The following is a 20,988-nucleotide window of genomic DNA, read 5'->3' as shown; positions in this document are numbered from 1 at the left end:
AATTGAGTGCCTTTTGCAAGGTTGTTTAGCCATGTCAGGATTTCCGGTTCATGCCATTGCGATTTAGCCTCGATAGTCGGCGCATTTGTTTTTTCGAGCATCCTCCGTTTCATTTCCATATCGATTTCGAGGTAGATATGGGTTGTGTTGATATCGGCATGCCCGAGCCAGTAGCTGACCATATTAATATCGTTCCCAGCTCGAAGAAGGGGATTCCCGGGACCTTGTTGACTCCGTTGGCATATTTTCCCGTTTGCTGCTTAAATATTGCCAGTTCCCAAACAGCCTTGAGAAATGAAGCTTTGAACCCTGTTTTTTCGTTATCAAATTGGAATCGTTGAGATAATACCTTTCCCCCGGTAAAAAGCAAGATAAAAATGTCTTCATGTTATGCGTATGGAGTGGGTCCGTGATAGTCACTTTCCTGATTGGCTATTCCACGTTTTCCCTGATTGGCGACAAGAAACATCTATTCCAGCCCTCAGAATATCCTTCCTTGCCTCGGAATTAACTTACCTGAGTAATAATAGAAGGGCATAAATTTTTGCCCAAATTCATTATTAGGAGGAAATTCCGAATGAGCAGAAAAAATCAAGAAACTTATTCAATCGGCGACACCGCCAAGATCACAGGAGCCACCCAGAAACAGATCAGAAACTGGGAAGCCAGGGGATACATCCCAGAAGCCGGCAGAGTCATATCCGGCGTCAGAGCCTACCGAAGGTTCACCCTGGAACAGATCGAGATCATCGGCAACATCAAGCTCTATCTCGGCCAGGGGTTCACCCTCCCGGTGGCGGTTAAAAAAGCGAATGAAGGAGGAAAGAAAAATGTATAAAAATCAGGCAAAAACAAAAACATGCCCGTTTATCGATCGGGCCTGCCTCAAAACGGAGTGCGCCATTTATCATGAGGGTTTTGATAAGTGCGACATCGATTTGATTCCGTATAACCTGTTCAAGAATACGGAAGCGCTACTGAAACAGACCGAACCCGAACGATCAGGGCTTCGGTAACATTCCAACGGGTGTGGGTTAGGCTGGGAATCATGAGCCCGGCTGAAAAGGTACCTCTCCACCTCCGCCCACACCTGAATTCAAAAAAGCGAGAGGACAATGAGGAGAGTATGAATAAGAAACTGAATTTCAAAATAACAAATGCCGTGAACACATCAAGAACGAAACCTTTATTGGCGACCATACCGCAGAAACAATGCAGGGGGCTATCAGTAAACGGTGGGTTTTAAGGGTGAATGGGGGTCTGAAGAACATACTTTAAAGATGTGCTTTGACATCATAAAGCTCGCAGTTAGAAATCACGGCATCCGACTCAAAATAACCCCCCATATAAATCGTACCGTCAAGTATTTGTTCGCCAGGCATGGCATTGAACGAAAAGAAATATACAACCATTTGTTTACTGTTTTCTGGGAAAGGGAAAAGCATCTCAAGTGGGACCCAAGCAAGTCCCCTTTTCAAGTATATGTGACCTTGTTCGTCCACTATGAACTCAAATCTCTCCGGAGGCTGCTCGACAACGGCCTGAAAAAGGAAAGAACGATCCCTTTATCACAACTGGAATATGATAACACCATAGACAGATCCGGGATGTCCACCAGTCGTTATGAAAGCGATGGGATAGATGGACTCATAAACGCTGTTTCCCCAGAGGATGAACTTATCGGAAGAGAGCTGATGCAGATAGCCGATGACTTTTTCGGACATCATGATCTGGCGGTGCTCCTGGGGGCCAGGGATCGGTGTGATGAAGCCAGAAGGCTTGGAATTGATTATTTCAGCTATTGCAAACGCCTGAACAGAAAGGTTGAACGATTCAGGTCCTACCTCGAAGACATCGGATACACTGACTGACCAAAAAGGCTCGCTGTCAAAAGCGGGCCTTTCTTTTAGACCCTTCCTTCAGCAAAACTTCATTTACCAGCCAGGCCGGCAACACAAAAAATGTTTCAGCAGACGCACAACTCGGCAGCGCCGCTAACACAAAAGTGATGTTTCAGCTTCCGCATAACTCGGGGGCCTGGTCATCACAGTTGTGCAAAAGCTTCGTGGCAGCGGGCACCGGTGGTATATCATTCTGCAAAAGCTGAAGCTGTCGCAAAGGTATCCTGAACTGATCAGAGAGCTTCCGCAATGCTCGTCTTGAAAAGTCTGTGGCCCCTGACTGGGGGCATGGGTGGTTTTTTAATTGCGGACAGCACAGAGCGCTGCCGTGTCAGACACTGATAAACGGAAACACTACAGACCGGTTTCTCACCTGTCTCAAGAAACAAACAATCACACAGTTGCGGAATTCTATAGGATACCGTTTCAAGTAGTCTCTATAATACTATATCGTTCAAACCATCGTGGTTGTGGACAAAAAAAATGAAAAAAAGTGCATTTATTTGAAAAAAGTTTCAAATTGGCTCTCCTTGGCTCTCTGATCGGCTATTTTATTCCAGTTTTGTACCATTTTATCCTAACGTTTTGTGTTTACCCAACCTGATTCAGGGAGGCAGGGTAGTTTGGTCCAGACAGGATACCCCCTACAAAGACTTCAGCCAACGTACCAGTGACTGCCAGGCTCTGATTATTCTGGAAATTAGAGCCGTCTGTTTCCTCTTTTTCAGGTTAACTGCCTCGATATATGCTTTTTTATCCGCTCTATCTCGTGCCTGGACTCGATCAATTTGCCACTGAGACATCCCATTTGCCCAAACCACTTGATTCTTTGAAATCAAATAGTGGGATTTGCATGCAAAACTCCAGTTACCAATAGATGGCCGAAGTGTAACGACCACTCCTTCCTTCCGGAGGGACCAATCAACCGGGGACAGCGGGGTAATAACTTCCTCACCACAGCCACAACAGCATTTGTGTGCGGCGGTTTTATATCGCTCACAGATATATAGTACACCTTCCTCTAAACGATCCGGAATAAAGTCTACGAATGCTGGCCTGATCGTTTTTCTTTTCATGATATGCTGTCAACTTTTCCAGTCATTTCATCCCTCGTCAAGGAGTGCGAATTAATCGAGTATGTCGTATGGTGGGCCTTTACAATATCTTGGTAAAAGCCGCAAACCTGCTTCCATTTAATAACCGCCAGGGCGGCATTGAGCGCATTCATATCCGCGACCTGAATATTTGTCCCGTAAAGATCGTTCCCATTGTCAGATCCTTGGGGGGCATGCCTTTCGAAGTGATCAGATTTATCCAAGGTGCTCAATGTTGCCCGACAGGTCCCAATAAGGCAATTTTCCTCTGAAACTATCACCAGCTCCATGCCAACGTCGACAAACGGGATTCCGTTTAGTCGGAGGAAATTTCCTATCAGCTTCCTGACTTCACCTTTATCCACGCATAGGAAAACAAAATCAAATCCCTCAAGTACACTGATGTTGCTTTCAGTGATATATTCCTCATAGGGAAAAATACCTGTCCGCATAGCACCATAAATGCGAGCAAAATAGGTTACTTTGAAAGGCTGATCCTCAAGGGTTTCGATCGATGCGGCACCTGGTGCTCTAAAAGCATTATGCTGTATAAATTTATCACCATCATATAGATGAATTTCACGAACCGGGGCTTTTGCAACCAGGTCGAGGACGTAGGAGCCGGTGCCTCCGAGCCCAACGATGGCTATCTTGTCCATGGCAAGTTTCGCAGATACAGTCATAATATTTGCTCGGCTTGATGCAGTATCCCAATATCGAAATACCGAATCTCCATCAGTTGAAACGATAACCCTGAAAGTGCAAGGAGTCACATCCGGATCTATTTTTTTAGCCTCATTGGAGATTATAGAAATGTAATTTTTCATCTTGGAATAGTAGTCGGGATAGCCGTTTGCCCCAAATGGCTTGTTTGAGAATCGGTGCTGTGCCTCAAATCCCGGCCAGAGCTGAATAGCTTGCGAGGAGTGGCGAATTGCTTCAATGGGCATTCCGGTATGGCGGCAAGGATATTCACCGACGAACCAAACCTGATGGTCGCCTGGTTTGCCCAGTTTTCCTACATTGCCATTAAGGTTGGTTACAACGATACCCCTTAAGACCTTTCTTTGCGCGTTCACGTATGGAACAGAGTGCACGAGAACATGTCCATTTTGCACTTCAACCTCATAACCCTCTTGCTGGAGGCGCTGAAGGTCGGGATCAAGAACGATTAGTTTTGGTGACATTGAAAATCATTCCTTCCTTGACATGCACTTCCTGCCCATTAACAAGCGTGCCATCTTTGCCGTGGGGGTTAGCGTAAGCGACTGTATAATCAATGTTGGCATCGGCTTGATCGTTGGGAAATGCAAGTTGGACGACTTGGCTATATGAGATCGTCTTTCCTGTCACTTCCCGCTGGCGACCGTTTACAATAATTGTGGTGGTTTTGTTCTGTCCAGGGGCATTGTCTGAATGATTGTTGCTCATTTGGTGTCTCCTCTAAAGCAATATTGTAGTGGCTTTGTATCCATGATAGTATCGCTCAATGTTTTGTGTCACATGGTGGGCAAGGGTCATTACCATAACTATCCTTGTCCCGAATTCTGCCGTCGGGTCGGTGTATAACAACTTCGCTCTGCTGTTTTATCGCGGTTTGGCGGGCAGCGGTGATTGCATCTGACTGTGTCCGATGTGTCGAGGTTACTCTCTGATTACCGGCACCTCTAACAGCCCAGTTGTTCCTATGAGGCACTACGTGTTGATTTTTTCCCATTGTGATAATCCTTTCTTGATAAAACTGATTTTGTTTGCATTGTCTCATTCTAAATGTGTATGCCGGTATGGAAACATTTTTTGCCATCTGAAATAGAAAAAATGGCAAAAATTGAATCGTAGGTGGCATTAGGTTATGAAACGACAGTGGAAATTCTATAAGGATATGTGATGCCCCGGTATAAAGATGCCTATGATCCGTCTATTCACAAACATCTCGACAAAGTGGATTGGGATGCTGTTTTACCCGCAGTGCTGAAATATGCTCGTTGGAGGGTGCAAATATTTCATTGGCTTGGTAAGGATATGGACCCCGAATCCCTTGTGCGAGAAGCGTTCGCTCGGGCGTATGGAATTGGGACTAACGGGACCTACCGTAACTGGAATAAAAAGACATGCCCGGACATTGCTATTTTTTTAAAAGGCATCATAAGAAGCATGACCAGTCATAATGCGGAGCATGAATCAGAATTTCCTACAGAATCTTTATTTTATGAGGATGGTTCCCCCAAGGATGATAAAATTTTTGGTTCTTCTGATGAAACCGTTGCAGCATCAAGACCCAAAACCCCAGAAGATGAGCTGATCGAGTCGGAAAACCTTCGAGTCCTAATGAATGAGCTCGACCAGATTAGTTGCGAGGATGATGACTTAGGAATGGTAATTTTATGCTTTGAAGAAGGGATAAGCAAACCACAAGGCATAGCTGCTCAAACCGGCTTTGAGGTTAATGAGGTCAATAATTTACTAAAAAGATTACGCAGGAAGCTCAAACAGTTCAACCCCAAACTGCAAGAACAATCTTCCATAGAAAGGCGGGAAGAATGGGCATAAATAACAAGCTGGAAATATTGGATACCCTGACAGATGCTTTGGGCATGAGTGAGCATCAAACCATTCAAGAGATAAAAGATGAGCTTGCAAACGATGGTATAGATGTCGAAGCCGCATTGTGTCGCTTAAAGATAGCCAGGGAAAAAATTTCAATGGCGGCAAAAAGATCCGTTTTGGACAAGGCAAAAGAAAAAAGGCTTAATCTCGCAGAACGAAGCAATGACATTATGGATCGATTCAAGGATTGGACCAAAGAACAGATCTTGGACCGACTAAAACAAGTGTCCAAAACTGAAGCTGGTTTCGCCTACAGAGATTTAGAAACCATGGGCATGGAAGAGATGAAAGCCCTTTTGGAGGACCTTGAATTATCCAAAGCATCTTTCCCTGACGAGTCATCAAATGAAGAATGATATCAGCTATAAATTAATCGAGGCTGAACGATTAGCGGCTGGCCTGATCGACGAATTTGGCATATGTTCACCAGAACACATCCGCATTCGAGATATAGCATTTATCAAAGGTGCTGTGGTTGTTGAAAAAAAAGTCCCAGGAGCAGCGGCAAGTATTGTTAAGCTTGGAAACAAGGCAACTATTCGAATCCCTGGTGGCGATCCTCCTGAGCGGCAACGATTCAGTATCGCTCATGAGTTGGGCCATCTTTTGATGAACCACCTTACATCGATCAAAAAAGTTTGCAACAACGAGGATATGTTTAGTTGGTATCAGAGTAGTCAGGAGACCCAAGCCAATTTTTTTGCCAGTGAACTTATATTACCAACAAAATTGGTGGAGCTGCGATGTGATGTTGGAACCGTCAATTTTGATCCAATTCGGGCAATAGCCAAGGATTTCAGGGCATCTCTTACAGCAACGGCAATTAAATTTGTCAGGCACTGCCCTGAGCAATGTGCGGTAATTTTTTCAGCCCATAATCAAATTAAATGGTTTTATAAGAGCCCGACCTGGTGGCGATTTATAAAACGAGAAAACAATTTGGACCAAAGAACATTGGCCTATGATTTTTTTGCCGGTGAACAAATGGAGCCAGATCCTCAGGAGGTCGATGCTGATGCTTGGGTCGAAAGCCGAGGCCTGGAAGAGGTTGTGGAGCATTCTATTGCGTCTCCAACCTTTGGTTTTGTCTTAACTGTCCTATGGGTAAAACCAGAGTAGTTCATGAAAGCAAGCCATTTTTTTAGGCCAACTCGGCTTTCGTATATCTCTCCACTATCACCACTGTGAGGGCACTCTAAAATCTGGTGACAGCTATTAACCATCCCGAATTCAGTCTATGGCTCCAAACGCCCTGAGATGCGTGGAGACCTTGTTTCTGCCGTGCACAAGGGCTTTGCCTCAGCTGAACAAAAAATCCCCTCATAACTTGGCATAAGGGCCTCACCGCATTGGCAAATATTCACATTGGTGGCACATCGAAAAAATGTTTTGGCCGGCAGCAGGATGATCCCATTGGTTGCAATAATTTTTAACCGTGCCTCACACTGTCTCCCCCTCTCATGTTTTGTGTTAACTTGTCGATAAATTCAAAGAGTTGTGGCAGATTGATCCCAATGGCCTTAGCACCGATATATGCATTGCGGCGGAAGGGGAAAAATGAACGGGTACGACTACATTTTAGCCAAACAGACTGCATGGGCTGCGAATTCCGGTCTCACCCTGGTTGGAAGCAAGGGGACTCGCGGACGTCTTGCCTACACTTCAAAACTGGAGCACAATCTGTTTCAGCCACTTTTGCCAGAGGTTCGGGAATCATTTGCGGGTGGAGATGGTGGAGAGCTCGGATCAACTGAGTTTCCCGGTAAAATGCAGGCGGTGCACTCATCCTCAGCGCTTGGGGTCAACGTGTTCCAGTATTGGAAATCAATAAATGCGGTTCCGGCGATGGCATCCTTATGTGGGCTTTGTCGGATGGGATCGCAGGTTTCATTCGATATTCGTTTCGAGGAGAAGTATCCCATCAGCGACAAATTCGGGTTCCATCCAAACATTGACGTTGTGTTCCATAATCAGCCATCCTCAAAATTCAAAAGGTTTGCCGTCGAATGCAAATTCTCTGAAGCCTATGGGGCTCATAAGCATGGCGGGCTCAAATCCCAGTATTTTGACCTTGATGACCTCTGGAATGATATCCCCAGCTTGCTGAAGCTCTCAAAGCGCATATCCCCCGATGATAATGAGTTCGCCCATTTGCACCCGGCACAGCTCGTAAAGCATATCCTCGGTCTCAAACGTCAGTTTGGAATAGGTGGATTTCGCCTGCTTTACCTCTGGTATGATGTCTTGGGCGATCAGGGCAAACAGCACCGGGATGAAATCACCGAGTTTTCAGAGGTGGCGAAATCTGATGGTATAATGTTCCATTCGCTCACCTATCAGGAACTCATTGTTTCTATGGCAAATAAACTACCGGAGGAACATTCAGAGTATGCCCGGTATCTTACTCAAAGGTATTTGTGACCAAGCCGGCCAAGGCAATTTCACCAAAAAATATAGACAGGAGACCCATGACAAAACCTCCATTCGATGACCAGTGCTCCGATCTCACTCAAACCATGACCATTGACATCCCCTGCGGTCTGGCAGAACGGGTGGAAAGGTATGCAGAGGAAAACGAGACTGATTTTTCCGGTGTAATCATTGAGGCGCTGGATGCCTTTTTGAGAGGGAGGAAGTCGGATCATTGAAACTGCAGCGAAGGTGAAAGCCTATTGAGCCGGCCCGAAAATAGTTTTGATAAAGCCCCACTCGTGCTTGGTAGTATTAAAATAATATAAACTGTAGTTCATCCCATAGCCACAATTCCGCATCATAGCACTGGACACCGTTCCCATCTGCACACCCTTTCCCGTTTCTGCTTGGTTGTTTGCTTTCGTATTGCGACCTATCACAAAACATTTTCGCATAAAGCCGAATATTGGAAATTTTATGAGACACCGTAAATGAGCATCTACATTAGGTTTACGAGCTCTAATAAAATAAAAGTAAAAATATTTTACTTCTTTTCAAGGTGGTAGAAATAAGTAAATTGTTTCTATGATATTTTTATCCAATACCTCTGGTAGCTTTTCTGATTTTTTTGGCTGAAGACTGTTTACTTTTTTTCTCAAAATTTGGTAATTTAATTCATATCGCCTATGTAATTTACTTCCACTTTTTCCGAGAAAATCTATCATCTCCATTCAATACGGGGCGTTAATATTTTGGCACACAGATTGCTTATTCAACCATTATCGGTGCATGGAAAAGCGCCGTAGGACAGTCGGGTTTCTTCCCGCCAGTGTAGATGAACTACTATCATTGATGATGCCGGTTTATACACTGTAGAAATTTAGAAATGCCCTTGAAGAGACAATAGAGTGTCAAGGGAGGTCGAGCAAGCAGATATATAGATATAAGCCTTGCTCCTGTTAAATTAACTCTTTACCCAAATTTTTATTGACGGGTGAGGTGTTTCTACAGGATGCAGGGCTTTTTTTATGCCCGCCTGACTGGAGCACCCGCCCAAAACAACCAACCATTTTTTAAAGGAGATTTTTAATATGGCAAGATTTACGGAAGCATACCTTGATGATGAAGCTCAGGAAATACTGAAAAAATATGAGGGCCGGGATGATATTACGCTTGTAGTATGGCATAAATCCTATGTGATTGTTAATGTTCCGATGGACATAGATGAATTTAGTTATGATGAACTGGTCTACTATGCTGCTTCTAATGCAATTCAAGACCCGTCCGAGCTTATTTTTTATATTGCAGTGACTAATAAGGACACTAAAGAAATTTTAGAGCGCATTAACCTTTTTCGTGGTGCGCTTAAAAAGGATTAATTTTAACCTGGGGGATGAAACAAGCCCCCAACTAACAAGGAGGTGCGACTATGGGTAGTGTAGTAGAGAAATTCGTATACCGTGCGGATCGTAGAAACGACACCGCGATCATAGGATCGTAAACGTTTACAATCTCAGAAAACTGATTGAAGCCCCGGTTGGTGGAATACAATTTCCCCCGCCGGGGCATGAGCGAAATCTCATTAAACTTCAGGCCCACACACCTCGGGCCAAAACAGGAGTCGGAGCCCAACGCTGCCGGCTTCACACGGTCGCAAATCCAAAACAGGCGACGTGGCAACGCCAAGGCAATTTGATGCCACTGGGAACCCAGCGAACGGCGTGTCAATCAAAATATTACGAGGTGTTTTAAATGGAAAGAAAGGACGATTTATGGGAAAATGAGTTGTTGACTCAAAGTGAAGTGGCATCGTATTTTAAGGTATCGGACAATACAGTAAAAAATTGGCGGAAACGGGGACTGTTTAGTTTTTTCAAAGCCCCTGGGTCAAGCCGTATTCTGTATTATCGTAAAGAGGTAGAGGACTTTCAGGAAAAATTTACAATTTGGCGAAAGGAGACAGAGAATAAGCAAAAACGAGCGTTAAGGGCAAAGCCGAGGCTATCCTCAAATGATGATTGGAGGATTAGCTAATGGCAAAAAATAAAAATAGGCATTTACAAGACAGAGACGGTATTTTTTACTTTCGTAAAAGGCACAACGGTACCACTTTCAAACGGTCTTTGAATACCGCTGATGTTAAGGTAGCCAGAGATTTAAGGGATTTATATTTGTCCAATCTGATTGAATACAGCCAACTGGACCGACCCGAAACACTGCCAGAGGAACTCATTACCTTCGGCGAAGTCGCAAAACAATGGGCTATTATCCACAAAACGGAGGTGAGACATTCCACATGGCCCGACTATGTGTCCGCCATGAACGGCCATATACTACCGGTTTTCAAAGATATGCCGATAAAAGAAATCTCTTATCACGACGTGGTAAAGTTCAGAAGCCTATTGAAGGTAGGATCTAAAAGAGCCAATAATATTCTGGTGCCAATGAAATCCGTTTTTGATTTTGCTCATCAAGAGAATATCGTAGAGAGTAACGTGATGCGAAAGATTAAAAGGCTCCCGGAGGAAGCTCCAGAAATCCATCCGCTGTCATACCAAGAAATCCAACTCATTCTTGGTGCCGTTAATCCCTGGTACAGACCCTATGTCTGTGTTGCGTTTTTTACTGGGATGAGGGCAGGGGAACTAAATGGATTGGAGTGGCAGGATTATTTAGCGGATATGAACCCGGAGCCACAAATTTTCATTCACAGGACCTTTGTGTATAAAAAGGACGGTGTTCCGAAAACAAAAAAATCAAAGCGGTACATTAAATGTTTGCCCCAAGTAATTGATGCGTTGGCGGAGCAAAAAAAACTGACTGGCGGTGGCAAACATATTTTCCTGACAAAGGATGGCAACCGAATGACCCCGGACCACTTCCGCAAGGAGGTCTGGAGCCCCGCTCTTGAAAAAGTCGGTATTCCATATCGACCCCCTATACAAACGCGACATACTTTCGCAACGATGATGATCTCGGCCAAAGAGGATGTCGGCTGGGTTCAAAACATGCTGGGGCATTCTTCTCTACAGATGATTTTTCAGAAGTATTACGCCTGGATACCGCAGGAAACGCGGGCCGATGGAAACGCCTTCTTACGGTCTATAGAAACGGCGCGGACGGAAATCGAAAAAATAGAGAGCGTGGAGGGGGAGACAGCGAATATGGACGATGTGTGTACCAATATTGTCCCACTGGCCGTATACAGAGACAAAAAAAGGGCTTAGCAATTGCATAAGCCCTTGATTTTATTATGGTAGCGGGGGCTGGATTCGAACCAACGACCTTCGGGTTATGAGCCCGACGAGCTACCAGACTGCTCCACCCCGCATCAATGTGGTGAACTTAATAGCCCAGAAGCCGTTGGGTGTCAAGCGATTAGTCCGCTAAGGCTTCAATTTTTCGCATCAGGGCCTGTTTGTCATCGGTGGCCCGAACGAAAATGTGTTTTGTGCGGCCGGTTTGACCGGAAACGATTTCAAGCGAGGATTTGGGTATTTTAAGGCACTTGGAAAGAAATTCCACACACATTTTGTTGGCGGCGTTATCCACGGGCGGAGCCGTAAGCCTCACCTTAAGCGCCTCCCCGTGAAGACCGGCAACCATATTTTTGGAGGCACGCGGTTGGACAAAAACCGTTACTATAAACCCGTCCAGTTTTTCTGTAATCCAGGTTGGGCAGATAAATTTCATTAGGTTGTTTAGATTTGTTGCGTTCGTTGGCGTTATGGCACTATGCGGTCGTGTCTCCCTCGTCGCCTGCTCCGTTTCCGACAATCTGCCGAAAAAACAAGGGGGGCCGCACCACCTTTCCGCCCCCGTTCACAAAGGCGTGCAAGGTGCTGCCCTTGGCAACGACTTCCGTGCCGGCCTGCCGGTAAATGACATAGTCGAATTTGACCCCTGCTTTAACGGACAGGTCCAGCACTGCCTCGATCACGAGCTCATCATCGTATTTAGCTGAGGACAGATACTTGCAATTAACCTCGGAAAGGGGCAGAAAATAACCTTTTTCCTCGATCTGCTTATAGGTCAGCCCCATGGCGCGAAACAGTTCCGCTCGCCCGATCTCAAACCATCGCAGGTAGTTGGCGTGGTAGGCCACGCCCATTGAATCCGTATCCCCGTAAATAACCCGATAGGTGGTTCGATGTGCGTACATAAGGATCACATCACCTGCTGCAGATGGGTCTTTAATTCGTCATAGTTCCGGGTCACCGGCAATTCGGGATATTCTTTGATCACATTTTCCGGCGGACAAAAAAGGATGCCGGCATCCGCTTTTTGAAGCATGCTGATATCGTTATAAGAATCTCCCATGGCGATAATACGGTAATTTAATTGTCTTAAGGCTTCCACAACCTTTCGCTTTCCATCCGGCTGGCGTAACTGATATCCGACGATGGCGCCATCATCGTCGATCGTGAGGGTATTGCAGAAAAGCGTCGGCCATCCGAGCTTTTCCATGAGTGGGCTGGCAAACTGGGTAAAGGTGTCGGAGACGATAATGACCGGCATTCGGGATCTGAGCCAATCCAGAAGGGCTTTGGCCCCCGGCAGCGGATCCATGCCGGAGATAACCTGTTGAATATCTTTAAGCTTAAGTCCGTTTTGCGCCAGAATTTCGATGCGCCGCTGCATCAACACATCATAATCCGAAATATCCCGAGTGGTTAACCGAAGCTCCTGAATTCCGGTCTTTTCCGCCACATTGATCCATATCTCCGGAACAAACACCCCTTCAAGGTCCGAACACACAATTTGCATAAGCAACTCTCTTAATAAGTTAAAGGTCTTTACTCTCCATTCTCATCTTCGATACGAATCAGCATCGGCTGATCGGCCACCACATTCAGATTCGCAATCTCTTTAAGAGCGGTATTCACATCTTTTTCGCGGGCCATGTGCGTAAACATGACGATCGGCACGGGGCCTTCGTTCTTTCTCCCCTTTTGATGAACCGAGCGAAGACTGATGCGGTTTTTGCCTAAGATTCCGGCAATCGCGGCCAACACCCCGGGCTGATCCAGTACTGAAAACCGGAAATAATACTGCGTTTCAATCTCTTCCATCGGCAACACCGGAAGCTTGCGAATACTGTCCGGTTGATAAGACAAAAGAGGGATTCTGCCGACAGCGCCCGTCATCATGTTTCTGGCAATATCAACAATATCACCAACCACCGCGTTGCCCGTCGGCATCATGCCCGCCCCACGCCCGTTTAGCACGATATCCCCCACGGCATCACCGGATACCCTCAAGGCGTTCAAGGTGCCATCCACATGGGAAAGCAGATTGTCCGCCGGAATCATGGTGGGATGGACCCGGGACTCGACCTTGCCGTCTTTTTCCTTCCCTATGGCCAGCAGCTTGATTTTATAACCGAACTGATCGGCGAACTGAATATCGAGCGGCGTTATTCTGGAAATTCCTTCCGTATAAATATCCTTGAAATTAATTTCCATGCCGTAGGCCAGGGCAGTCAGTATCGCAAGCTTGTGAGCGGTGTCGATCCCTTCGATGTCCAGGGTGGGGTCCGCTTCCGCGTACCCCTCGGCTTGCGCCTGGGCCAATGCATCGGCAAACGGGCTTTTATCCTGCAATATTTTCGTAAGAATGAAGTTGCAGGTGCCGTTTAAAATGCCGGTCATGGCATGAATGCGATCTGAAACAAGCGATTCCCGAAGGGTTTTAATAATCGGCATGCAGCCGCCGCAACTGGCTTCAAAGGCCAGATCAACCCCTTTTTCGGCAGCCGCCTTAAAAATCGTATTTCCGTGAAGGGCCAGGAGCGCTTTGTTGGCGGTCACCACATGTTTGCCGTTCTCGATGGCTCGCAGCATGAGTTCCCGGGCAATCCGGTCGCCGCCGATCATCTCCACGATGATATCGATGGATGGGTCCTCCACGACCGGCCAGGCATCGGCCACCATCACACCGGGGGATAAATTCAGGCCCCGGTCCCGATCGACTTCGATATCCGCAATATTTTTCAGGACCAGCTCAGCCCCGACACGAGCGCGGATAAGCGCCTTTCGTTCCAGCAAAATTCTGGCAACGCCCGTTCCGACCGTACCGCACCCCAGCAACCCGATGTTAATCCGCCGCATGAAGGCCCTCCTTTATCCATGATGCAATCACATGATCTTGCGAATACCGCGTATCGCCTGCCTGATTCGCATGGGATTCTCAATAAGCGCGAACCGCACAAACTCATCCCCGTATTCTCCGAAACCCAGCCCGGGAGAAACCGCCACCTGCGCCTCGCGAATCAGCATTTTGGAAAATTCCACGGAACCCATGTGAATATATTTTTCGGGAATCTTCGCCCAGACAAACATGGTGCCCTTTGGACTTTCTACCGGCCATCCTGCCCGGTTCATGCCGGTGATCAGCGCATCTCTGCGCTCCTGATACGTCATGCAAATCTCTTGAACCGGTTCCTGCGGACCGTTCAGGGCAATGATGGAAGCAATCTGAATCGGTTGAAAAATGCCGTAATCAAGATAACTTTTAATGCGGCGCAACGCGCCCACGATTTCCGGATTGCCCACACAAAACCCCACGCGCCAACCAGCCATGGAGTAGCTTTTGGATAGGGAATAAAATTCGACCCCGACATCCTTGGCACCCTTGGCCTGCAAGAAGCTCGGCGCCTTGTACCCGTCGAAAACCAGATCGGCATAGGCAAAGTCGTGCACCACCATGATATCGTGTTCTTTGGCATAGGCCACGATTTTTTCAAAAAAGTCGAGCTCCACAGTTTCCGTGGTCGGGTTATGGGGATAGCTGATGATCAGCATTTTGGGTTTGGGCCAGGTTTGACGGGTGGCAGTGACCAGGTTTTCAAAAAAATCCTGATCCGGCCCCAGGGGAATGCCGCGTACATCCCCACCGGCAATGATGGCGGAAAAAGGATGAATCGGATAGGTCGGTGTTGGTGTTAACACGACATCTCCGGGTCGAATGGTCACCAGCACCAAGTGGCTCAAACCCTCCTTTACGCCGATGGTCACAATGGCTTCGTTTTCCGGATCAATGTCCACATCAAAGCGACGTTTGTACCAGTCCGCGATAGCCATTCTCAGCTTCCGGATGCCCATGGACGCGGAGTATCGATGATTATGGGATTTTCTGGTGGCCTCCACCATCTTGTCGACGATATGCTCCGGCGTTCCAAGATCCGGGTTGCCCATGCCGAGATCGATGATATCCTGACCGGCGTGCCGCGCCGCCATCTTTATTTCATTTACGGTGGCAAAAACGTAAGGGGGGAGTCGGTCAAGCCGTGCAAATTGTTTCATCATGCTAACCTCATTATCTTGGGCGATCGGGGTCGCCAGTAATATAACGCCGCTTTAAACGGATTCAATCAACAAAAAGCATTTAATTACAATACACCAAGGGTAATGTCAAAAAAATTTGTTTTGACATTTCGGGCAAAGGGGTCTAATTTTTGTCGTAAAATTCAGGGGTAAAGCACGTTATTGAAGGAGATTTTTATGGCGGAGTCCATCACCTATGCCGACGCAGGGGTTGATATCGATAAAGGGAACAAGTTTGTCAAAATCATTAAAAAACTGGCGGCGCAGACCTCCCGGCCCGGAGTGATGGGTGAAATCGGCGGCTTCGGCGGACTGTTTTCCCTAAATGTCGAAAACATTAAAAATCCGGTCCTCGTCAGCTCAACCGATGGGGTGGGCACAAAACTCAACATCGCCTTTTTAATGGACAAACACGATACCATCGGCATTGACCTGGTAGCCATGTGTGTCAACGACATCGCGGTTCAGGGTGCAAAACCCCTTTTTTTCCTTGATTATCTTTCGGTCGGGGCACTCAACACCGATACCGCCACGGCCATCATTCAGGGCATCACGGAAGGCTGCATGCAAGCCAAATGCGCGCTTATCGGCGGGGAAACCGCTGAAATGCCGGGGTTGTATAAACCAAACGAATACGACCTGGCCGGTTTCACCGTCGGCGTGGTCGATAATGATGAGATTATCGACGGTTCTGAAATTCATGTGGGCAATCAACTGATCGGCATCGCCTCCAGCGGGCTGCACAGCAACGGGTATTCCCTAGTCCGTAAAATTTGCTTTGATGTTCTGAAGTTGAAAGTGGGCACCTATATGCCCGAATTCGGTCGAACACTGGGGGAAGAGCTGCTGACGCCCACCAAAATTTACTCCGAGACCATCCGGGGGCTGATTCGGGATCTGCCCATCCTCGGGCTGGCGCATATCACCGGCGGCGGCATCGTTGAAAATGTGGTTCGCATTATTCCCAACGCCTGCAAAGTCATTCTGAAAAAAGGGGCATGGGAGATTCCACCGATTTTCTCTTTTCTGCGGCAAGGCGGCAATATTACCCCTAAAGAAATGTTGCGAACCTTTAATAACGGCATCGGCCTTATCGCGGTTGTCCCGGAAAAAGCGGTGAGCGAGGTCATGCAGCGACTCCGCGCCATGGATGAACAAGCCTTTGTTATTGGAGAAATCGCGGAACGGAACAAAGCCGCCGCAAAAATCCAATGGGTATAGCGCAAATGTCACCTTTATCAGGCATTCCCCCGAAAACCGGCGCACCGGCATCCGCCCGTGACAAGCACGGTGTTTTTGGCGTATTCATCAAGCCGATCAAACGCCTTTTAAAATGGATATCGGAAGGCAAGCGGAAAGCGCCTGTTTGCAAAAACTGAACGCGAGGTTGATTGCGCACCCGTTGGGTGCCGACCAAAAAAAGGATGACGGGAACAGCCGATTTTCTTCCCGGTTGTTTCGATTGGGTTTATGAATAAGTATTTACCAATAATTTCGTTCATCCTGTGTCTTTTCTTAACACCACTGGTGAGACACGTTGCTAAAAAAAAAGGATGGATAGCCTATCCGTCCGATGAGCGATGGCATAAGCGGCCCACCGCCCTTTTGGGCGGCATCGCCATCTATTGTAGTACCGGGCTGACATTGCTGTATGTAACTGATTTTTCCATCCTGTTAAGACAAGCATCTCTTCCTTCCGGACAGCAAGCCCCCCTTCCGATCGGCCCGGTTTTGTGGCTGGGCATGACCCTCTGTTTTTGTCTGGGGCTATTGGATGATTATATTCGTATCAAACCGCACACCAAACTGATCGGCCAAGTTCTGATCGCCTCCATCGCAGCCTTTCTGGGATTTCGATTGCACTGGTTTTCATCCCTGACACTGGACACCACCCTGACCATCGTCTGGATAGTCGGCATCACCAATGCCTTCAACCTCATCGACAACATGGACGGGTTGTGCGCCGGCATCGGGCTCATTGCCGCATGCTTTCTATCCTATTTATTTTTCACCATAGACCCCCTGATCTCCATATCCGCTATGATTCTGGCAGGCGCGCTGGCCGCGTTTCTCTTTTATAATTTTTCGCCCGCCACCATTTTCATGGGGGACAGCGGCAGCCTGATGATCGGATACGCACTGGCCATGATGTCGCTCTACCATTCTGAAACCATTTCCACCAACCCGATAACGCCCTATGCGGTTCCGGTCCTGCTGTTGATGGTTCCCATTCTGGATACCACCCTTGTCACGCTCATTCGGCTGTTAAGCGGCCGAAAAGCATCCGTCGGCGGAAAGGACCATACCTCTCACCGACTGGTACTGATGGGATTGACGGAAAAGGCGGCTGTTCGGTTTTTATATCTGATCGGTATCGTCTCTGGTTTTGCGGCTGTATTTGTCAGCAAAAATGACACCCTGACCTCACCGGTTGTCATCATTCCGGTCGCGCTTGCCATCATTCTCATGGGGGTTTATCTATCGCAGCTTCGCATATACCCCGAAAAGGAGTTTTCAGTTCTTCGGGATCGGCCCTATACGCCGATCCTGCTGGAACTTACCTATAAAAAACAGTTACTAATGGTTATACTCGATTTTGGTCTGGTGGCATTTTCCTATTACCTATCCTACAGGCTGCGATATGATCAGGCTGTTTTCCCCGCCTATTTTGTTGTGTTTCTTCGCTCCATGCCGGCCATCATCGCGTGCAAGCTCCTTATCTTTTTCATCATCGGCGTTTATCGGGGAATCTGGGGGTATATGAGCGCCAATGACGTTTATGTTCACTTAAAGGCGTCGACATTGGCCTCCCTGGTATCCGTGGGCATCGTCACCTTTTTCTACCGGTTTGATGGATTTTCCAAAGGGGTCTTTGTGATCGACTGGCTGGTCACCACAGGATTGCTATTGGGCACCCGGGGCTCCTTTAGAATATTTCTGGATACCATGAAACGCAAAACCCTGACGGGTAAAACCGTTTTGATCTATGGCGCCGGCAGAGGCGGAGAATTTTTACTGCGGGAAATCATGAACAATCATCGTCTTCAATTGAAACCCACCGGTTTTCTCGACGATGATGTGCTCAAGGTCGGCAAAAAACTTCAAGGATACCCGATTCTGGGTCGATTTGAAGATCTGCCGAGATTGGTTGCCGAATACAAACCAGACGGAATGGTGGTGTCTTTCAACGGTCATGGAAAAGATAAAATTAAACGGATAACGGATGCCTGTCGTACCAATAACCTGTTTTTAAAACAGTTCGCCATTAAACTGGCGGACATCGATGAAACCCCTTAATCCGGCTTGGCCGCAAGCTGACAGCCGGGAAGCTGGAAAGCTAACACGCATTAAGGGGAATAAACCATTATTTCCCAGATACGAACCTACCCGTTTTTTGTGTCGGGTTACAATACAGGTTCCAATATAGTTCTTATGCTTATTCTCGGAATTGAATCCTCCTGCGATGAAACAGCGGCCGCCGTGGTTAAAGACGGCCTCCACATCCTTTCCTCCGTGGTGTCTTCTCAGGTATCCATTCATCACCCCTATGGCGGTGTGGTGCCCGAACTGGCGTCCAGAAAACATACCGAAGCCATCGTACCCGTGGTGAGTGACGCGCTTAACCAAGCCGGCTTGAACTTTGCTCAAATCGACGGCATTGCCGCTACCCGCGGCCCGGGACTGGTAGGCTCTTTGCTGGTGGGCTTTTCATTTGCAAAAGCGCTCGGCTATGCGCTGAAAATTCCATGGGTCGGCGTCGATCACCTGGAAGGGCATCTCTTCAGTATTTTTCTGGAACCGAATCCACCGCCTTTCCCGTTTGTATCCCTCCTTGTTTCAGGCGGGCACACCAGCCTTTACCATGTGACATCGCATATGCAATACTGCCTGATGGGACAAACCCGGGATGATGCCGCCGGTGAGGCATATGACAAGGTGGCGAAAATGCTCGGGCTCGGTTATCCGGGCGGAATGATCATCGATCAGTTGGCTAAAAAGGGGAACCCGAAACAAATCCGGTTCCCGAGAGCCCATGTCAAGAAAAGCGAATTTGATTTCAGCTTCAGCGGCCTTAAAACCGCTGTAAACCGATATATTCAGACCCATTCGACGGAATATCAGGCGCAGATTCGTGATATTGCGGCCGGTTTTCAAGAAGCGGTGGTGGAGGTGCTGGTCCGGAAAATCGTTCGAGCAGCCATCGCAAAAAACTGTCAGCATCTTTCCATTGTCGGCGGTGTCGCCGCAAATAGCCGACTTCGGCAGAAGATCGTGAAAGAAGCCAATACCAACGGGCTTCAAGCGCATCTGCCTTCTCCTTCCCTTTGCGGCGACAATGCCGCCATGATCGCCGCCGTCGGATACCATTATTTGAAAAGCGGGCGGGCAGATTGTCTTGATCAGGATGTATATTCGAGAGCTGTTAAACGGTTAGGCCCTTTAACCCCTTTATCAGAAACAGGCACAAAAAAGCGTGCATAAATGGAGAAGGTCGTTGGCCGCCAGGCCGCCCAGCTGATAGCTTTACCAGATTAGGCCCTTTACTAGAAACATGCACGCTTTTGCGCGTATATTCGCCGAAGGTGAAAAATGGCTTTTATGCTTCCCAGCATCCCAGCATTCCAGCATCCGGCTTTGCCGGATTAGGCAGTTAGAAACCTGTTTTTTAGTGATAAGATTCGGTTGACCGAAATCCGGCAACGCTCGTAATCGCTCTCGGAACGATTTAATCGGGACCGGATGGCATTAACCCCCATTTCCATTTTTTCACTTCGATGGCAAATAAGCGCGATATCGATACCCGCGGCCATCACCTGTAACACGGCATTTTCAAATCCAAAATATTTGACAATGGCCCCCATATCAAGATCATCCGTAATCACCACACCCTGATAGCCCAGTTGCCGCCTTAAAAGAGTCTTCGCAATAACCGGAGACAGGCTGGCCGGCCAATCGGCATCGAGTTGCGGATACATGATATGAGAAAGCATCATGCCAGCCACATTGGCATTGATGGCGCGCTGAAATGGAATTAAATCAAACGATTCCAGTTCTGACAGCGACGAATCAAGCGTCGGCAGATCCAAATGGGAATCCAGAATGGTTCTACCGATTCCGGGAAAATGCTTGACCACGGCCATGACGCCGTTTTCCTGCAAGTGCTGAATCACGGTCTCTCCCATTAACGCCACCCGATGGGGCTCCGCGCCAAAGGATCTGCCCGCCATGATACTTTTCATCTCCAGCGGCGCCACATCCAGCACCGGCGCAAAATTCATGTTGATGCCGACCGCCTTTAATTCCTTGGCGCAGATATGCGCGAATCGAACGGCATCATCGGTGTCTTTCATGGCGGGCTGGCCGTCAAACTCGGTAAACGGCTTTTTCAGGCGGGCGACTTGTCCGCCCTCCTGGTCAATCGCGATCAGAAGCGGCGGCTGACCACAGGCACGCGCATACTCCTGTGCGGAAACGCACAGCCGGCGAATCTGCTCGGGTGATTCGATGTTGCGCTTGAAAAGAACGAGGCCTGCCACCTTGAGGGTATCAATCAAGTACTTGAGTTCGGCATCGAGCACCAGGCCGTCAAAACCCACCATCAACCGCTGGCCCGCCAGTTGTTCCACTGTAAATGATTGAAGAACCATG

Annotated in this window: 23 protein-coding genes and 1 tRNA gene; 14 read left to right on the top strand and 10 right to left on the bottom strand. The window is 47.7% G+C overall.

Features of this window, described 5'->3' with window-relative positions; all coding sequences use genetic code 11:
- Positions 1–577 precede the first annotated feature (577 nt).
- The 3 genes from RBT11_08770 to RBT11_08760 all read left to right on the top strand — a co-directional run bounded on the left by RBT11_08770 (position 578) and on the right by RBT11_08760 (position 1,871).
- Positions 578–838, top strand: a complete 261-nt coding sequence (locus RBT11_08770; GenBank protein ID MDX9786855.1) for a MerR family transcriptional regulator — start codon at positions 578–580, stop codon at positions 836–838.
- Positions 831–1,016, top strand: a complete 186-nt coding sequence (locus RBT11_08765; protein ID MDX9786854.1) for a hypothetical protein — start codon at positions 831–833, stop codon at positions 1,014–1,016. Before RBT11_08770 ends, RBT11_08765 begins: the two co-directional genes overlap by 8 nt.
- A 219-nt stretch (positions 1,017–1,235) precedes the next feature.
- The gene (locus tag RBT11_08760; GenBank protein MDX9786853.1) at positions 1,236–1,871 is read left to right on the top strand and encodes a hypothetical protein; all 636 of its coding nucleotides are present in this window, start codon (positions 1,236–1,238) and stop codon (positions 1,869–1,871) included.
- A gap of 1,102 nt (positions 1,872–2,973) precedes the next feature.
- Here RBT11_08760 and RBT11_08755 read toward each other — a convergent pair.
- From RBT11_08755 to RBT11_08745, 3 genes are read right to left on the bottom strand one after another with little or no spacing between them, the layout of a single operon-like run.
- Positions 2,974–4,182, bottom strand: a complete 1,209-nt coding sequence (locus RBT11_08755; protein MDX9786852.1) for a ThiF family adenylyltransferase — start codon at positions 4,180–4,182, stop codon at positions 2,974–2,976.
- Entirely contained in the window at positions 4,157–4,426 is a 270-nt protein-coding gene (locus RBT11_08750; GenBank protein ID MDX9786851.1) for a multiubiquitin domain-containing protein, read from the bottom strand. The genes RBT11_08755 and RBT11_08750 overlap by 26 nt, the downstream gene beginning before the upstream one ends.
- A 55-nt stretch (positions 4,427–4,481) precedes the next feature.
- A complete protein-coding gene (locus RBT11_08745) occupies positions 4,482–4,712 on the bottom strand; it encodes a DUF2188 domain-containing protein (GenBank protein MDX9786850.1) in 231 nt (76 codons plus the stop codon).
- 170 nt (positions 4,713–4,882) lie between these two features.
- On the opposite strand from RBT11_08745, the gene RBT11_08740 reads away from it, so the two are divergent.
- The 7 genes from RBT11_08740 (at position 4,883) to RBT11_08710 (ending at position 11,241) form a co-directional block, all read left to right on the top strand.
- Positions 4,883–5,545 carry a hypothetical protein gene (locus tag RBT11_08740; GenBank protein MDX9786849.1) on the top strand — a complete coding sequence of 221 codons (663 nt, stop codon included), beginning with the start codon at positions 4,883–4,885 and terminating at the stop codon, positions 5,543–5,545.
- Positions 5,536–5,958 carry a hypothetical protein gene (locus tag RBT11_08735; protein ID MDX9786848.1) on the top strand — a complete coding sequence of 141 codons (423 nt, stop codon included), beginning with the start codon at positions 5,536–5,538 and terminating at the stop codon, positions 5,956–5,958. Before RBT11_08740 ends, RBT11_08735 begins: the two co-directional genes overlap by 10 nt.
- Positions 5,948–6,721 (top strand): ImmA/IrrE family metallo-endopeptidase, encoded by a 774-nt coding sequence (locus RBT11_08730; GenBank protein ID MDX9786847.1) that lies wholly within the window; start codon positions 5,948–5,950, stop codon positions 6,719–6,721. The genes RBT11_08735 and RBT11_08730 overlap by 11 nt, the downstream gene beginning before the upstream one ends.
- 438 nt (positions 6,722–7,159) lie before the next feature.
- Complete coding sequence (locus RBT11_08725) at positions 7,160–8,023, top strand: hypothetical protein (protein MDX9786846.1); 864 nt, start codon at positions 7,160–7,162, stop codon at positions 8,021–8,023.
- A 47-nt stretch (positions 8,024–8,070) separates the two neighbouring features.
- Positions 8,071–8,250, top strand: coding sequence for a hypothetical protein (locus RBT11_08720; protein ID MDX9786845.1), 180 nt, complete (start codon positions 8,071–8,073; stop codon positions 8,248–8,250).
- 855 nt (positions 8,251–9,105) lie between these two features.
- A complete protein-coding gene (locus tag RBT11_08715) occupies positions 9,106–9,393 on the top strand; it encodes a hypothetical protein (GenBank protein ID MDX9786844.1) in 288 nt (95 codons plus the stop codon).
- A gap of 654 nt (positions 9,394–10,047) precedes the next feature.
- Positions 10,048–11,241 (top strand): tyrosine-type recombinase/integrase, encoded by a 1,194-nt coding sequence (locus tag RBT11_08710; GenBank protein MDX9786843.1) that lies wholly within the window; start codon positions 10,048–10,050, stop codon positions 11,239–11,241.
- Positions 11,242–11,268: 27 nt separating this feature from the next.
- Here the strand turns inward: RBT11_08710 and RBT11_08705 are convergent.
- The 6 genes from RBT11_08705 to RBT11_08680 form a co-directional block, all read right to left on the bottom strand.
- Positions 11,269–11,345 (bottom strand) — tRNA-Met (locus RBT11_08705).
- 47 nt (positions 11,346–11,392) lie between these two features.
- Positions 11,393–11,707 carry a DUF167 domain-containing protein gene (locus RBT11_08700; GenBank protein ID MDX9786842.1) on the bottom strand — a complete coding sequence of 105 codons (315 nt, stop codon included), beginning with the start codon at positions 11,705–11,707 and terminating at the stop codon, positions 11,393–11,395.
- Positions 11,708–11,747: 40 nt separating this feature from the next.
- The gene (locus tag RBT11_08695) at positions 11,748–12,176 is read right to left on the bottom strand and encodes a thioesterase family protein (GenBank protein MDX9786841.1); all 429 of its coding nucleotides are present in this window, start codon (positions 12,174–12,176) and stop codon (positions 11,748–11,750) included.
- Between the two features lie 5 nt (positions 12,177–12,181).
- Positions 12,182–12,781, bottom strand: coding sequence for a bifunctional phosphoserine phosphatase/homoserine phosphotransferase ThrH (gene thrH, locus RBT11_08690; protein MDX9786840.1), 600 nt, complete (start codon positions 12,779–12,781; stop codon positions 12,182–12,184).
- Positions 12,782–12,810: 29 nt separating this feature from the next.
- Entirely contained in the window at positions 12,811–14,124 is a 1,314-nt protein-coding gene (locus tag RBT11_08685) for a homoserine dehydrogenase (protein ID MDX9786839.1), read from the bottom strand.
- Positions 14,125–14,151: 27 nt separating this feature from the next.
- The gene (locus RBT11_08680) at positions 14,152–15,321 is read right to left on the bottom strand and encodes an aminotransferase class I/II-fold pyridoxal phosphate-dependent enzyme (protein ID MDX9786838.1); all 1,170 of its coding nucleotides are present in this window, start codon (positions 15,319–15,321) and stop codon (positions 14,152–14,154) included.
- A 195-nt stretch (positions 15,322–15,516) separates the two neighbouring features.
- Between RBT11_08680 and purM the strand changes: the two genes are divergently transcribed.
- The 4 genes from purM to tsaD all read left to right on the top strand — a co-directional run bounded on the left by purM (position 15,517) and on the right by tsaD (position 19,821).
- Positions 15,517–16,560 carry a phosphoribosylformylglycinamidine cyclo-ligase gene (gene purM, locus RBT11_08675; GenBank protein ID MDX9786837.1) on the top strand — a complete coding sequence of 348 codons (1,044 nt, stop codon included), beginning with the start codon at positions 15,517–15,519 and terminating at the stop codon, positions 16,558–16,560.
- Positions 16,561–16,565: 5 nt separating this feature from the next.
- On the top strand, positions 16,566–16,718 hold the full coding sequence (locus tag RBT11_08670) for a hypothetical protein (GenBank protein MDX9786836.1): 153 nt from the start codon (positions 16,566–16,568) through the stop codon (positions 16,716–16,718).
- A gap of 91 nt (positions 16,719–16,809) precedes the next feature.
- Entirely contained in the window at positions 16,810–18,636 is a 1,827-nt protein-coding gene (locus RBT11_08665; GenBank protein ID MDX9786835.1) for a glycosyl transferase, read from the top strand.
- 135 nt (positions 18,637–18,771) lie between these two features.
- Positions 18,772–19,821, top strand: a complete 1,050-nt coding sequence (tsaD, locus tag RBT11_08660; protein MDX9786834.1) for a tRNA (adenosine(37)-N6)-threonylcarbamoyltransferase complex transferase subunit TsaD — start codon at positions 18,772–18,774, stop codon at positions 19,819–19,821.
- Positions 19,822–19,982: 161 nt separating this feature from the next.
- Here tsaD and nagZ read toward each other — a convergent pair whose 3' ends face one another.
- Positions 19,983–20,987, bottom strand: a complete 1,005-nt coding sequence (gene nagZ / locus RBT11_08655) for a beta-N-acetylhexosaminidase (GenBank protein MDX9786833.1) — start codon at positions 20,985–20,987, stop codon at positions 19,983–19,985.
- Position 20,988: the final 1 nt, after the last annotated feature.

The sequence above is a fragment of the Desulfobacterales bacterium genome (genome assembly GCA_034003325.1).
GTDB lineage: Bacteria > Desulfobacterota > Desulfobacteria > Desulfobacterales > JAFDDL01 > JAVEYW01.
Note: the sequence above shows the minus strand (reverse complement) of the source record. Positions and strands in the feature narration are given on the sequence as shown.